12 protein-coding genes are annotated in these 13,540 nt (G+C 72.2%); 6 read left to right on the top strand and 6 right to left on the bottom strand.

Annotated elements, in window-relative coordinates; all coding sequences use genetic code 11:
* Window positions 1-52: 52 nt before the first annotated feature.
* Entirely contained in the window at window positions 53-889 is an 837-nt protein-coding gene (locus ACOKGD_RS02615) for a DNA-formamidopyrimidine glycosylase family protein (protein ID WP_342336983.1), read from the bottom strand.
* A 95-nt stretch (window positions 890-984) separates the two neighbouring features.
* Here ACOKGD_RS02615 and ACOKGD_RS02610 point away from each other — a divergent pair, with 95 nt between their 5' ends.
* A complete protein-coding gene (locus tag ACOKGD_RS02610) occupies window positions 985-2,322 on the top strand; it encodes a CoA transferase (protein ID WP_342336984.1) in 1,338 nt (445 codons plus the stop codon).
* Between the two features lie 109 nt (window positions 2,323-2,431).
* On the opposite strand, the gene ACOKGD_RS02605 is transcribed toward ACOKGD_RS02610, so the two are convergent.
* Entirely contained in the window at window positions 2,432-3,022 is a 591-nt protein-coding gene (locus ACOKGD_RS02605) for a TetR/AcrR family transcriptional regulator (RefSeq protein ID WP_342336985.1), read from the bottom strand.
* An 88-nt stretch (window positions 3,023-3,110) separates the two neighbouring features.
* On the opposite strand from ACOKGD_RS02605, the gene ACOKGD_RS02600 reads away from it, so the two are divergent.
* The 3 genes from ACOKGD_RS02600 to ACOKGD_RS02590 all read left to right on the top strand — a co-directional run bounded on the left by ACOKGD_RS02600 (window position 3,111) and on the right by ACOKGD_RS02590 (window position 5,118).
* Window positions 3,111-4,307: an MFS transporter gene (locus ACOKGD_RS02600; RefSeq protein ID WP_342336986.1), complete on the top strand. Its 1,197-nt coding sequence runs from the start codon at window positions 3,111-3,113 to the stop codon at window positions 4,305-4,307.
* Between the two features lie 68 nt (window positions 4,308-4,375).
* The gene (locus ACOKGD_RS02595; RefSeq protein ID WP_342336988.1) at window positions 4,376-4,588 is read left to right on the top strand and encodes a hypothetical protein; all 213 of its coding nucleotides are present in this window, start codon (window positions 4,376-4,378) and stop codon (window positions 4,586-4,588) included.
* The gene (locus ACOKGD_RS02590) at window positions 4,492-5,118 is read left to right on the top strand and encodes a TspO/MBR family protein (RefSeq protein WP_421355108.1); all 627 of its coding nucleotides are present in this window, start codon (window positions 4,492-4,494) and stop codon (window positions 5,116-5,118) included. The genes ACOKGD_RS02595 and ACOKGD_RS02590 overlap by 97 nt, the downstream gene beginning before the upstream one ends.
* 7 nt (window positions 5,119-5,125) lie before the next feature.
* On the opposite strand, the gene ACOKGD_RS02585 is transcribed toward ACOKGD_RS02590, so the two are convergent.
* Window positions 5,126-6,799 (bottom strand): FAD-binding protein, encoded by a 1,674-nt coding sequence (locus ACOKGD_RS02585; protein ID WP_342336989.1) that lies wholly within the window; start codon window positions 6,797-6,799, stop codon window positions 5,126-5,128.
* Window positions 6,800-6,958: 159 nt separating this feature from the next.
* On the bottom strand, window positions 6,959-8,047 hold the full coding sequence (locus ACOKGD_RS02580; RefSeq protein WP_342336990.1) for a hypothetical protein: 1,089 nt from the start codon (window positions 8,045-8,047) through the stop codon (window positions 6,959-6,961).
* 77 nt (window positions 8,048-8,124) lie between these two features.
* Between ACOKGD_RS02580 and ACOKGD_RS02575 the strand changes: the two genes are divergently transcribed.
* A complete protein-coding gene (locus ACOKGD_RS02575; RefSeq protein WP_342336991.1) occupies window positions 8,125-8,316 on the top strand; it encodes a hypothetical protein in 192 nt (63 codons plus the stop codon).
* Window positions 8,317-8,514: 198 nt separating this feature from the next.
* Window positions 8,515-9,570 (top strand): LacI family DNA-binding transcriptional regulator, encoded by a 1,056-nt coding sequence (locus tag ACOKGD_RS02570; RefSeq protein ID WP_342336992.1) that lies wholly within the window; start codon window positions 8,515-8,517, stop codon window positions 9,568-9,570.
* Between the two features lie 54 nt (window positions 9,571-9,624).
* Here ACOKGD_RS02570 and ACOKGD_RS02565 read toward each other — a convergent pair whose 3' ends face one another.
* Entirely contained in the window at window positions 9,625-11,799 is a 2,175-nt protein-coding gene (locus ACOKGD_RS02565) for an alpha/beta hydrolase-fold protein (RefSeq protein WP_342336993.1), read from the bottom strand.
* A 206-nt stretch (window positions 11,800-12,005) separates the two neighbouring features.
* Window positions 12,006-13,517 carry an arabinosylfuranosidase ArfA gene (locus ACOKGD_RS02560; RefSeq protein WP_342336994.1) on the bottom strand — a complete coding sequence of 504 codons (1,512 nt, stop codon included), beginning with the start codon at window positions 13,515-13,517 and terminating at the stop codon, window positions 12,006-12,008.
* Window positions 13,518-13,540 lie beyond the last annotated feature (23 nt).

Here is a 13,540-nt window from a genome sequence, read left to right as displayed (position 1 = left end):
CTCGAGTCTGCCTCATCGACCTCCACGGTCGTTGAGCGCGGGTCGGACGGGCCTAGGCCTGCGCCGAGCCGCCCTGGCACGCGGGGCACCACTGCGCGGCGCCCTTCGATCCCGGCACATCCTCCACGAGACCGCCGCACTCCGGGCAGGCCTGGCCCGTGCGGCCGTGCACCCGCATCGCGGCGACCTTCGCGGCCTTCTGCTCGGCGATCGGAACATCGCGGCGGGCCTCGAAGGCCTCGCCGAGGGTGCGGGTGATCGCCTCGAACAGCCGCCCGCGCTCGGTGGCGGTGAGGGCCGAGGCGTGCACCCCGGGGGCGAGGCGCGCCACGTGCAGGATCTCGTCCGAGTAGGCGTTGCCGATGCCGGCGAGCGACTCCTGCTCCTGCAGCAGGGCCTTCAGCTGCTTGCGCCTGCCCGCGACGATGCCGTCGAGCGTCTCGCGCGTGAACGCGTCCGTCATGGGATCCGGGCCGAGCTTCGCCACGTGCGGATCGCTCTCCGCGTCGGCGGTGACCGAGACGCCCAGCGACAGCCAGTCGCCCGCGTCGGTGAGGGCGAGCTGCGCGCCGTCTTCGAAGTGCACCCGCACGATGGTGGGCGCCTCGGGGAGGTCGTCGGCGCGGCCGTCCGGATACCAGCGGGCCCACCCGGCGCGACCGAACGAGATGAGAAGGCTCACCTCGTCGCCCCCGCCCGACGTGTCGAGCGCGATGTGCTTGCCGAAGCGGCGCACGCCGGTGACCGCGCGCCCGCTCAGCTCGGTGAGGGGGCGATCGCGGGTCTTCAGGGCACGGAACTCCTCGAGCGCGACCTCGCGGATGATCCGCCCCGGCAGCTGCGCGCGCAGGAATCCGGCGAGCGCATCGACCTCTGGCGACTCCGGCATGCGGTCAGTCTGTCGCAGGACGGTCGCGGGGTCGAGCCCGGGCCGACCGATGGCGGGGGTCGATCCGCAGCACGGTGGCGGGCCACACTGGCGTCATGACCTTCGCCCGCGCCGCCGCTGCCGCCATCGGCCTGCCGCCCGAGCTTCTCGACCGCGTCCGGGCCACCCGCCCGGCGTGGTCGTCGACGCTGCCCGTGGCCGACCTGGCGATCGACGCCGTGGCCGTCGCCTCGGTCGCCATCGATCACGTCGCCGCGGCACGAGGATCCGCGCCCGGAGGGGACGTCCGGATCGACGGGGCGGCCGTGGCCGCGTCGTTCGGCAGCGACAAGGTGCTGCGGATCGACGGCGCGACGCCCGACGTCTGGTCACCGCTGTCCGGGTTCTGGCGGGCGGCCGACGGATGGGTGCGCACGCACGCCAACTATCCGCACCACGCGGCCCGGCTGCGCGCCCTGCTCGGCACCGACGACGTCGCGCGCGGCGTCGCGCGGTGGCCGGCCCTCGAGCTCGAGCAGGCGGCGATCGAGAGCGGGGCCATCGTCGCCGCCGTGCGGGACGAGGCGCGATGGCGCGCGCACCCGCACGCGCAGGCGCTCGCCGAGCTGCCGCTGATCACCGCGACCTCGGCCGGCGACGCGGCCGCGCGATCCTGGCCCGCGCAGGGCCCCCTGCCGCTGAGCGGCGTGCGGGTGCTCGACCTCACCCGGGTGATCGCCGGGCCGGTGGCCACCCGCGACCTGGCCCACGCCGGGGCGGAGGTGCTGCGGATCGACGCGCCGGGCCTGCCCGAGTTCGCCTGGCAGCACCTCGACACGGGACACGGCAAGCGCTCCGCGCTGCTCGACCTCGCCGCCGACCGCGAGGCCTTCGAGCGCCTGCTGGCGGGTGCCGACGTGCTGGTCACGGGCTACCGCCCCGACGCGCTCGCCCGCTTCGGTCTCGATCCGGCCGACCTGGCCGAGCGCCGCCCGGGGCTGGTGACCGCCCGCATCTCGGCGTGGGGGTCGGAGGGCCCCTGGGCGCACCGGCGCGGCTTCGACAGCATCGTGCAGGCCACCACCGGCATCGCGATGCGCGAGAGCCGCGACGGCGAGACCCCGGGCGCCCTCCCCGTGCAGGCCCTCGACCACGCCTCGGGCCACCTGCTCGCCGCCGCCGTCGCCGCCGCCCTGGCACGGCAGCGCGCCGCCGGCGGGTCGCCGCACGTCGAGATCGCGCTGGCCCGGGTGGCCCAGGAGCTGCTCGCCGCGCCGCCGGCCGACCGGCGCGAGCCGGCCGAGACCGGCCTCCCCTCGCACGTCACGCGGGTGCCCGGCGGCCCGCTGCTCACGCACGCCCCGCCGATCCTGGCCTTCGCGGGCGCACCGGATCGCTTCGCTCCCCCGCGGCCCTGGGGAGCGGACCCGGCCGAATGGCGCACCGCTCCGTAGGACGGATGCGCTCCGCAGGATCCGGATCCGGGCCCTGCTCCGACGGAGCGCATATCTCCGACGGACGGCACCGCCGCCGCGGATCGCCGCGCTCGGCGTCGGCCGCGCGCTACGCGCCCGGACGGGCGAGGCGTCGCGCCGCCTCCACCACGGCGGCGCGGCGCGCGGCGATCCCCGCCTCGTCGGTGCCGTGGCCGGTGGCCAGGGTCGCGATGCGCGGCACGGCGAACCACCACGCGTTGAGGGCCATGATCGAGAACACCAGCTCACCGGGCGCGAGCGCGTCGCTCACCGCGCCGGTCTCCTGGCCGCGGGCGAACCGCGCCGACTTGGCGTCGTAGGTCTCCTGCGTGAAGCCCTCGGGCGATCCGCCGGTCGCCGAGAGGCTGTCCCACAGCATCAGGCGCACCATCTGGGGCCGCGAGAGGTGGTAGTCGAAGATGCGCCCGGCGTAGTCGCCCATGGGATCGGCGGCGTCCGGATCGAACAGGACGTTGTCGCTGATCCGCCGGCTCTCCGAGCGCACGACGTGGCCGAACAGCGCCTCGCGGTTGCCGAAGTAGTGGTAGATCCGCTCCTTATTGACCCCGGCGAGCGCGGCGATGCGCTCGATCGTTGTGCCGGTCGGGCCGTGCTCGGTGAACTCGGCGAGCGCGGCGTCGAGGATCTTCCGCTTGGTGCCCTCGGTGTCCCACGCCATGGGGACAGGGTACCCGGGAAGAAAACTTCCAACACTGGCGTTGGGACTGCTATCGTCAAGCCCAACGCGTCCGTTGGAGATGGAGATCATGACTCACCTCGCCCCCTCCCCCACCTCACGCCGCTCGGTCGGCCACCCCGCGGCGATCGTCTCGCTGCTCGCCGTCGCCGTGCTCGCAGCCGTCTCGCTCATCTACATCACGATCCCGCTCACCCCGGTGCTGAGCGCCGAGTGGGGCGCCTCGATCGCCGCCGCGGCCTGGATCGGCGCCGGCTTCGGTCTCGCCTTCGCCGCCGCGAGCTTCGTCTACCCCGCGCTCTCGGACGCCGTCGATCCGCGCCGCGTGATCGCCTTCGGGCTCGTCGGCGCCGCGCTCGCGACCGCGCTGGCAGGGACGACCGAGGACCTCGGCTGGATGGTCGCCGCCCGGGTGGCGCAGGGCGCGTTCGCCGCGGCCGTGCCGTCGGTGACCCTGGCGTACGTGGCGCGCGTGCTGCCCGAGCGCAACCGCGTCACCGGCATCGCGGTGATCTCGGCCGTCTTCCCGCTCGCGAGCATCGCGGGCCAGGCCTTCTCCATCGGGGTGGAGCCGGGCCTCGGATGGCGGTGGGTGTTCTGGATCCTCGCCGCCCTGCTGGTGGTGATGGCGGCCGCGATCCCCACCCTGCCCGCCCTCCCGCGCACGGCGCACACCCCGCGCATCGCCGCCTCCCTCGCCGCGGCCGCCGGGATGTTCCGCCGCCGCACGATGTGGGCCCCCTACCTCGCCGCCGTCTCGTTCCTGCTGCTGCTGGTCGGGATGTACGCGGCGCTGCAGCAGCACGGCGCGGAGTTCGGCATCGACAGCACCGCGACGGCGCTCGCCGCGCGCCTGCCCGGCCTCCCCGGCATCGTGCTCGGCGGCTTCGCCGGCGTCTTCATCGGCCGCTTCGGCCCGTATCGCGTCGCCGCCGCCGCGTTCCTGGTCGGGGCGCTCGGCCTCGCCATCGAGGCCATCGGATCGCCCACCTGGGTCGTGATGGTCGGCAGCGGTGTGTTCGTGGCCGGGATCGCGGTGGCCATCCCCGCCATCGTGCAGATGGTCGGCCTCGCCAGCGGCCCGGCGCGCGGCGCGGGCATGGCGGGCTACGCGCTGCTGATCGGCACCGGCGCGAGCCTCGCGCCTCTCGCCATCGCCGCCCTCGCGCCGCTCGGGTTCGGGGTGACCGCGGGTGTGCTCGCCGCCCTGATGGTGCTGGTGGCCGCGGTGGTCGTCTGGGCCCCGCGCCCGGTCGCCACGGCCTGACGTGCCCCACTCACCGGCAGAACGCAACCCCCTCGCGGCGTCGGTCGCGGCGTCGTAACGTCGGGGGCATGGCACTCGACACCATGCTCGCCGCAGACATCGAACAGCAGCTCAAGACCCTCGACGCCGCCGGGCGCGCGCAGTTCCTGCTCGACCTCGTCGAGGTCGTGCACAACTACGCCACATCCGACGCGGTGGGCGAGGTGCAGGCCGGGCGCGACACGGGCACGCTCGACGCCGTGCGCGACGCCGCCCGCGCCCACGCGGAGGCGTCGTCCTGAGCGAGGACAGCGTCGTACGACCCCCGGTCGGGCGACAGGTCATCGTCGCCGTCGCGCTGCTCGTCGCGGTCGCGGCGGTCGCCCTCGGCGGCTCGCTGACCACGGTCGGCAACGTCGAGGGCTGGTACGCCGACGCGCAGAAGGCGCCGTGGTCGCCCCCGAACGGGGTGTTCGGACCCGTGTGGACCCTGCTCTACGCCGGGATCGCCCTCGCCTGCTTCCTCGTCTGGCGCCGCGGCTACCTCGGCTCGGGCCAGCGCAACCGCGCGCGCCCCTGGATCACGGGCTGGATCGTGCAGCTCGTGCTGAACGCGGCGTGGACGCCCCTGTTCTTCGCCGGCTTCCCCGTGATCGGCGAGGCCTCCTGGTGGATCGCCGCGGTGATCATCGTCCTGCTGCTCGCGGTGGTGCTGTGGCTGATCCTGGGCGCCCGTCGCTGGTCGCGGATCGCCATGGTCGTGATGATCGCGTACGCGCTGTGGCTCGCCTTCGCGACCACGCTCAACATCGCGGTCATCGCGCTCAACTGACCGCTCGTCAGGCCACGGCCTCGCGACGGGCCTCCTCGACCCCGCGGCCCTGCGAGGCCATGTGTCGTGCGGCGATCAGGCCGAACACGCTCGCCGGGCCGAGGGTCGAGCCCGGGCCGGGATAGGTGTGCCCCATCACCGCGGCCGAGTTGTTGCCCGCCGAGTACAGGCCCTCGATGACCGATCCGTCCTCGCGCAGGGCCCGGGCGTGCGCGTCGGTGACGACGCCGCCCTTCGTGCCGAGATCGCCGATCACCGTCAGGTACGCGTGGAACGGCCCCTTCTCGATCGGGGCGAGGTTGTTGTTCGGGCGCACGTGAGGGTCGCCGTAGTAGCGGTCGTACGCGCTGTCGCCGCGGTGGAAGTCCTGGTCGCGGCCGGATCGCGCCATCTCGTTGAAGCGCGCCACCTCCGCCCGGAACACCGCCGGATCCGCCCCCATCTTCGTCGCGAGCTCGTCGAGCGTGGGCGCGGTGACGTGGATGCCCTGCTGATCCATCTGCCTGTTGCCCCGCGGATCGACCGCGAAGGTGAGGAAGTAGCGCTTGCGGTACCGGGCGTCGAGGACGAACCAGTACGGGCCCTTCGCGCCGTCATGTTCGAGCATGTGGTGGCCGAGGTCGACATACGACTCCGACTCGTTGGCGAAGCGCCGCCCCTGGCTGTCGACGATGATCGAGTACGGCATCGAGCGCTCGCCCACGATGAACGAGGTGAGGCCGCCGGGCACCGGCTTCACCGTCGCGCCCCACCAGGCGTCGTCCATGTACTCGAGCGCGGCGCCGACCTCGGCGGCCATGTCGATGCCCCCGCCCCATGCGCCGGGCGATCCGGCAGGGTTCCCCTCGACGCCCTGCAGCGCGAGGCGGCGCTTGCGGTCCTGGTCGAAGCCGCCGGCGGCGAGCATCACGCCGTGGCGCGCACGCACCTCGACGGGCGAGCCGTCGCGCTCGACGACGACGCCGACCACCCGGTCACCCTCGACGATGAGCCGCTGCGCGGGCGCGTTCAGCCACATCGGCACCCCGCCGTCCACCAGCACGGCGCGGGCGAAGCTGGTGATGAGGCCGGCCCCCATGCCGAACATCCGGCCGGTGACGGCGCCGCGCAGGGTGCGCAGCACCAGCCGCACGCCCTGGAAGAGGCCCGACCACGACGACCACGCGCGGCCCAGCAGCCACATGTCCGAGTTCATCATCGGGAACGGCAGCAGGGCGCGCGAGGTCAGGCCGAGCGGCTTCAGCGGCTTGGCGGAGACGGGCGTGACCTCGATGGAGCGGCCGATCCGCCCGCCCGGGCGCTCGGGGTAGTAGTCGGGGTAGTGCGCGGCGCGCGCCCACTCGAAGCCGTGCCTCTCGGTGGTGAGGACGAGATCCTCCACCCCGTCGACGAACGCCGCCTTGCGCGCGGCGCTCGAGGAGACGCCGGGCTCGCCGACCGTCGCGTCGAGGTACGCGAGTGCCTCCTCGCGCGAGTCGCCGACGCCCTCGCGCCGCATCAGCGGGTTATCCGGCAGCCAGAGGCCGCCGCCCGACATGGCGGTGTTGCCGCCGTACTTGTCGGTGCTCTCGACCATCAGGACGCTGAGGCCCTCGTCGATCGCCCCGAGCGCGCAGGCGAACGCCGCCGCCCCGGATCCCACCACCACGACGTCGTACTCGTCGCGCGTCACTTCGCCCATCGCCCACTCCCTTGTAGGTGTCCTGGCGGCGAGCATAGGCGCGCGAGGGCGATCCGGACAAGGGTGTCCGGATGATCCGCCGGCGTGAGTCCCGCCCTCCCGGTACAGAGAAAGGAGGACCGGATCAGTCTCCGGTGAACGGGCTCGGGAACGAGCCCGTCACCCGATCCGCGTCCAGGCCCCGGCGGCCAGCGTGACCTCGTGCGCGGCGCCCCCGGCGATCCGCACGACGAACGACCGTTGTGTGCGATCCAGGTTGGCGGCGAGGACGGTGTCCCCGTCGCCGCGACGACCGCCGATCGCCCAGACCAGGCCGTCCGGGCTGGCGCCGGAGAGCAGTGCGGCGCCGTGCAGCTCGGCGAGGCACGCGATCGCGTGGGACACCGGGCGCTCGCCCGACGCATCCGCGAGGCCGCGCGGGCCCCAGGTCTCGAACCACGAAAGCGTCTCCACTCCCGGCACCGCGAGCGCGGCGGCGCTTGCCACCACCCACGCGGCGAGCTCGGGGGCGCCCTGTCGCTCGTCCGCGGCGCCGGTGAACTCGGCGCCGTAGCCCTCGGCGAGATCGTCGCGGGAGGGCAGGGGCTGCGGGCTCGTGGCGACGTTGTTGTATCGCGGACGCAGCGAGACGGGGCCGATGTGCACGGGCAGCCCCCCGGCGATCCGCACCGCCTGCTCGGCGATGAGGCGCTGCATCGCGACGGCCTCGACGAGCTGCTCGGTGTCGAGGGTGTGGAACAGCGGCGTCGTGGTCATCGTGACCGCATCGACGTCGCGGGCGAGCTCGTGCTGCTCCCGATTGAGCTCGGTGAAGTGCGAGCGCGCACCGCTGCCGATCGGGGCGGCGACACCCGCCCCGTCCAGGGCGGCGCGCAGCGACCGCGCGATCGCGGCGGTGGTCACGTGGCGGGATCGATCGAACGCCGTGACCCGCGCGACGGGCCGCCCCACCAGGGCCGCCGCGACCGGGTCCAGCGCCTCGTCGCCCGCGGCGACGAGGCGCACGTCGAGCGGCAGGCCGTCCCGGGCGGCGCGCTCGAGCGCGGCCGGCCAGCTCGGGGTGGCGAGGTCGAGCTCGACCACGCGGAAGCGCCCGGCCGACGAGCGCGGCACCGGATCGGGGGCCGTCGACGACTCCACCCCGACGTCGGGGAATCGGCCAGTCTCGGCCAGATCGATCGCGTCCGCGGGCCTCGCCCTGGCCGATGCCGGGGCGTCGGGGGCGGTGATCGTGAGGGACTGCCGCACCCGCTCGCCCGCCGGCAGCGGGTACGGGTAGGGCAGGTCGAGCGGCCGGCTGTAGGTCTTGAACCGCGAGCCACCCGGTGATCGAGGCCTGGGAGGGCCCGGCCGAGTGGCAGGACGCCCACCCCGCGATCGTGGTCGCCGGGTCGGTCGCCTACGTCACCGAGCCCGCCGCGAACAGCGTGCACGCCGTCGACCTGGCCACCGGCAAGGTGCTCGCGAGCACCGAGCTCGACGTGACGCCGAACGAGATCGCGCCGGCCGCGGGCTGAGCGCACCCGCCCGGCGTCTCCGGGCATGCAACGAGGGCCCGTCCGGTCAGCGGACGGGCCCTCCTTCGGCATCTTCACTCCCGGTCCCCGGCCGGGGATGTCGGTGTTCGCGGCGCCCGTTCGCCGCGTCGGAGCGGGCGATCCCGCGGCTAGAGTGGATCGATCCGACAACAGTGACGCACGCCGATTGGTGGCTTGATGGACCCGACGCTGCACGACGTCGCGAGACTCGCGAGCGTTTCGATCAAGACCGTCTCGAATGTCATCCACGACTACCCGCACGTGAGCGCTCCGCTGCGCGAGCGCGTGCAGGCGGCCATCGAGGAGCTCGGGTACCGGCCGAACCTGTCGGCCCGCGGGCTGCGCTCGGGTCGCACCGGCGTGATCGGGCTCGCGGTCCCCGCCCTCAGCGAGAACTACTTCGCCGAGCTGGCCGATGCCGTCATCCGCGCGGCCGACGCGCGGGGTCTGGGCGTGCTGGTCGAGCAGACGAGCGGCGATCGCGAGCGCGAGCTGCGCGCGGTCAGCGGGGGGCGCGCGCGGATGACCGACGGGCTGCTGTTCAGCCCGTATGCGCTCGGCCAGGACGACGTGGGGGCGCTGAGCACGCAGTTCCCGATCGTCCTGCTCGGTGAGCGCATCTTCGACGGCCCCACGGACCATGTCACCATGCACAACGTGGCCTCCGCTCGCGCGGCCGTCGAGCACCTCATCGACATCGGGCGACGGCGCATCGCCATCCTCGGTGCCGACGCGGAGCCCGCGGCCGGCACCAGCTCGGCATCGCTGCGCCTGGCGGGCTACCACGAGGCCTTCGCCGGGGCGGGCCTCGAGGTCGACCCGCGCCTGATCCGACCCGCCGAGCACTGGACGCGAGCGGCCGGCGCCGCGGCGATCCACCGCCTGGTCGACGAGGGCACCCCGTTCGACGCCGTCTTCGCGCTCAACGACGCGCTGGGTCTCGGTGCGCTGCGCGCCCTCGGGGAGGCGCGACTGCGGGTCCCCGAGGACGTGGCGGTCATCGGATTCGACGACATCGACGAGGCGAAGTTCTCGATGCCGTCCATGTCGAGCGTCGACGCCGGCAGCAAGGAGATCGCCGTCACCGCGGTCGACCTGCTCATCGAGCGCATCGAGGAGAAGGGCGACCGCCGCCCCCCGCGCACGATCACAACGGGCTTCCGCGTCGTGCGACGGGAATCGACGGGCTTCGCGGGCCGCCCCGCGGAGGTGGCGACGTCCTCGCCAGCATGACGCGGAGAAGGCCGGGGCTGTCCGCCCCGGCCTTCTCGCTTCTGGTCGCCGTGCTCAGTCGACCGTGAACAGCTTCGGCAGGAAGTCGATCAGCGCCTTCTGCCAGACGTCCCAGCTGTGCGGACCGGGGATCTCCGGGTTGAACTCGTGGTTCACGCCGCGGTTCTTCAGGGAGCCGACCAGAGACAGCGTGTTCTGGTAGGTGAAGTCCTGGAAGTCGCCCGTGTAGATCGACAGCAGCTTCGTGCCCTCGTTGATCGCCTGCACGTCCGCGTTCGCCGGCACGTTGCCGAACGCCGAGAACGCGCCGACGTATCCGAACTCACCCGGGTGCGCCCAGAGCGTGCTGAGTGCATGCCCGGAGCCCATCGAGAGCCCGGCGACCGCCCGATGGGCGCCGTCGGAGCTGACGTTGTACTGCGCCTCCGCCGTGGTCGTGATCGCCTCGGTGATCTCGCGCGGGAAGTCCACGCCGTTGCCGTTGCCCATCACGACCACCATGTCGGCGATGGTCCCCTGAGCATGGTGGTTGTCCAGGATCTGCGCGGCGCGGCCCACCTGGATCCAGTCGCTCCACGTCTGCCCGCCGCCGTGCTGCAGGTACAGCACGGGGTAGGGCTCGGCGCGGTTCGCGTCATAGTTCGGGGGCGTCCACACATACGCCTGGCGCTTCGCACCCGAGATGCTGTCGTACTCCATGACGGCGACGTCGCCGCGCTGCTCGGGCGCGACATCCTTGGTGAACTCGGCCCGAAGTCCCTCGCCGTCGACGTAGAAGGTGCTCCAGTTCGGCTCGGAGTTGACCACGGTCGGGTTGCCCTCGTCCTTGGCATCGACGCGGTCACCCGTCAGTCGGTAGTAGTACGAGCCGCCCTGGAGGGCACCGACGGTGAGGGTCCAGCGGTCGCCTTCGCGCACCATCGGGATGCGCAGCCAGTTTCCCGACGGCCCCCAGTTCGCCCAGACGTTGACGTTCTTCGCATCGGGGAACTTGGTCGTCTCGAAGGTGACGACGCCGTTCTCCTCGATCCACGGCGTCGGGGTGGTGCCGGGCTCCGGCAGCACGTGCTCGGTCGCCAGCGCGACATGACCCTCGCTCATGCCGTGGTCGCCGGCGTCCTGGAAGATCCGGGTGCTGAAGTCGCGCAGCGCCTCCTGCCACGTCTCCCAGACATCACCGTGGTCGGGGTTCGATCCGTCCGACTCGAACTCGACGCCGGCCTTGTCCAGCTGGGCCGCCAGGGCGACGTTGTCGTTGTACGAGTCGTCGGTGACGTTGCCCGTGTAGATGCGGACGAGATCGGTGCGGGAGTTGATCTGCTTCGCCTTGCCGTTGCTGATCTTGCCCGTGAAGGTCCCGGAGAAGGATCCGACGCTCGAGAACTTCCCGGTGTCGGACACCAGCAGCTCGAGCGCCTGGGTCGCGCCCCGCCCGATGCCGGCGATGGCCTGATCCGCCGCGTCGGAGGACACGTTGTAGTCCGCGCGGACCGCCGGGGCGAGGTTGTTCAGGATCTCCTGCTTGACCTTGCTGGTCTCGCCGTCGGCCATCACCACGACCATCGGCTCGATCTCCCCGTCGATGGCGAGGTTGTCGAGGATCTGCGATGCGCGGCCGAGCTCCGTCCACTCCTTGTACGACTGCCCGCTGTCAGCGAGCAGGTACAGCACCGGGTACGCGTCCGCACGTGCGGCGTCGTAGCCCGGCGGGGTCCACACCTGCGCCGAGCGCTCGGCGTGGGCGGCGTTGCTGCGGTAGGTGAGGGTCGACAGCTCGCCGCCGCCCTCGACGTCCGACATCCAGTCGGCCTCGGCGCCGTCGACGAAGAACGTGCTGAGGTTCGGCTGCGAGGTGACCGCCTGCGGGGCGTCCGGGTTGCCGAACTGGATCTCCTCTTCGGATCCGGCGATGGTCGCCTCGTACTGGAAGTGGTACTGGCCGGGCTCGAGGGGGCCCAGCGTGGCGACCCAGTTGGTGCCGTTGCGATCCAGGCTCAGCAGCGACGAGTCGTGGCCCGGGCCGAAGTTGCCCTCGACCCGCACGGTCGCGGGCGCGGTGCCCACGGCGTCCAGCACGGCGGAGTTCGGCACCGTGAAACGGTAGACGCCGTCGCCCGGCTCGCTGACCCAGGGGTCTCCCGAGACCGCCGCCGCCGCGGGCTGCGCGGCGAGCAGGGCGCACGAGCCCATCGCCGCCGCGGTCAGCACCGCGACGACGCCGCGCCTCATCCCGTGCACGGGACCGGCCCCTCTTCGAGTAGTGATCACCATTGATTCCTCTCACCTGTGACGCCCGAGCGTCAGCTGGACCGGCGCGAATGCGACGGCCAGGAGATTTCCCTCCCCCGGCATTTACAGCGTCGTAAATCTCCTGGGCGCCATTATTCGCATACGCACTCTGAGAAGTCCAGAGTCGGTTTATTACGTTGTATATTTCAGCGCAGCGACACGGCGGTCCACGACACGGGCGGAAGCGTGACGCGGAGCACCCCGTCGGCCACCGTGATGCCGTCGCTCGCGGACGGCACAACACGCTCGCGATCCTCGAGCGTGTTGCGCGCGTGGATGTCGGTGTCACTCAGCGTGTGGGCCTCGTCGATGCTCACGTCGCCCAGGGCGGCAACGTCGATCTCGACGGCGATCGACTCGGTGGTGCTCCGGTTGACGAGGAACACCGCGCTGTCGCCCGTCGTGGCGTCGTGCGTCGCGACCGCATCCACCAGGGGCACGTCGCCGAAGCGCGCCGTGCCGTACGTCGGGACATCCAGCTTCAGCTCCAGCGCATCGCCCTTCGCCAGGCGCGACGTGATCGAGAACGGGTAGAACGTGGTCTGCCGCCACGCCGGCCCGCCCGGCTCGGTCATGATCGGCGCGATGACGTTGACCAGCTGCGCGAGCGACGCGCTGGTGACCCGATCGGCGTGCTTGAGCAGCGAGATCATCAGGCTCCCGAACACCACGGCGTCCAGCACCGAGTAGCTGTCCTCGAGGATCCGCGGGGCCACGGGCCAGTTGTCGATCCCGGAGATCTTGTCCACGTTGTGGTATCGGTCCAGGTACCAGACGTTCCACTCGTCGAACGAGATGTCGATCCGCTTCGAGCTGCCGCGCACGGCGCCGACGTGATCGGCCGTGGCGACCACAGAGTCGATGAACCGGTCCATGTCGACGCCCGACGCCAGGAACGAGTCGACGTCGCCGTCCTTCTCCTGGTAGTACGCATGGCACGAGATGTAGTCGACGTCGTCGTACGTGTGGCCCAGCACCACCCGCTCCCACTCCCCGAAGGTGGGCATCTGCGCCCCAGAGGAGCCGCACACCACGAGCTTCAGGTCGGGATCGATCTGCCGCATCCCCTTGGCGGTCTGAGCGGCGATCTTGCCGTAGTCGTCGGCCGACCGGTGTCCCAGCTGCCAGGGACCGTCCATCTCGTTGCCGAGGCACCACATGTCGACGGCGAACGGCGTGTCCCGGCCGTTCGCGCGGCGGCGCTCACTGAGCTCCGTGCCACCCGGCACGTTGGTGTACTCGAGGAGATCGAGCGCCTCGAGGGTCCCCCGGGTGCCCAGGTTGACCGCCATCATGAGATCGCTGCCCACCTTCTCCAGCCAGGAGGAGAACTCGTGCAGACCCACCTCGTTGGTCTCCGTCGAGTGCCACGCGAGGTCGAGCCGGCGCGGTCGCTGCTCGCGCGGGCCCACGGAGTCCTCCCAGCGGAACCCCGACACGAAGTTGCCTCCCGGGTAGCGGATCGTGGAGACGCCGAGTTCGCGGACGAGTTCGATCACGTCCTGACGGAAGCCCTCCGCGTCGGCCGTCTCGTGGCCAGGTTCGTAGATCCCGTCGTAGACGTGGCGCCCCAGGTGCTCCACGAATCCGCCGAACAGGCGTCGGTGGATCCGTCCGGTGACGAAGTGAGGATCGATGGTCATTCGGGCAGCGGGCATGGTGGTTCTCCTTGTGGTTGGTT

Source organism: Microbacterium phosphatis, from assembly GCF_049177115.1.
In the GTDB taxonomy this organism is placed as follows: Bacteria; Actinomycetota; Actinomycetes; order Actinomycetales; family Microbacteriaceae; genus Microbacterium; species Microbacterium phosphatis.
The sequence above is the reverse complement of the archived record's forward strand: the minus strand, read 5'-3'. Positions and strand labels throughout refer to the sequence as shown.

What these genes read in the sequence shown, in the direction of transcription:
- ACOKGD_RS02610 (WP_342336984.1), top strand. Translation starts at nt 985, where the DNA reads ATGACCTTCGCCCGCGCCGCCGCTGCCGCCATCGGCCTGCCGCCCGAG.
- ACOKGD_RS02595 (WP_342336988.1), top strand. Translation starts at nt 4,376, where the DNA reads ATGGCACTCGACACCATGCTCGCCGCAGACATCGAACAGCAGCTCAAG.
- ACOKGD_RS02605 (WP_342336985.1), bottom strand. Translation starts at nt 3,022, where the DNA reads ATGGCGTGGGACACCGAGGGCACCAAGCGGAAGATCCTCGACGCCGCG.
- ACOKGD_RS02560 (WP_342336994.1), bottom strand. Translation starts at nt 13,517, where the DNA reads ATGCCCGCTGCCCGAATGACCATCGATCCTCACTTCGTCACCGGACGG.
- ACOKGD_RS02600 (WP_342336986.1), top strand. Translation starts at nt 3,111, where the DNA reads ATGACTCACCTCGCCCCCTCCCCCACCTCACGCCGCTCGGTCGGCCAC.
- ACOKGD_RS02585 (WP_342336989.1), bottom strand. Translation starts at nt 6,799, where the DNA reads ATGGGCGAAGTGACGCGCGACGAGTACGACGTCGTGGTGGTGGGATCC.
- ACOKGD_RS02570 (WP_342336992.1), top strand. Translation starts at nt 8,515, where the DNA reads ATGGACCCGACGCTGCACGACGTCGCGAGACTCGCGAGCGTTTCGATC.
- ACOKGD_RS02615 (WP_342336983.1), bottom strand. Translation starts at nt 889, where the DNA reads ATGCCGGAGTCGCCAGAGGTCGATGCGCTCGCCGGATTCCTGCGCGCG.
- ACOKGD_RS02565 (WP_342336993.1), bottom strand. Translation starts at nt 11,799, where the DNA reads ATGAGGCGCGGCGTCGTCGCGGTGCTGACCGCGGCGGCGATGGGCTCG.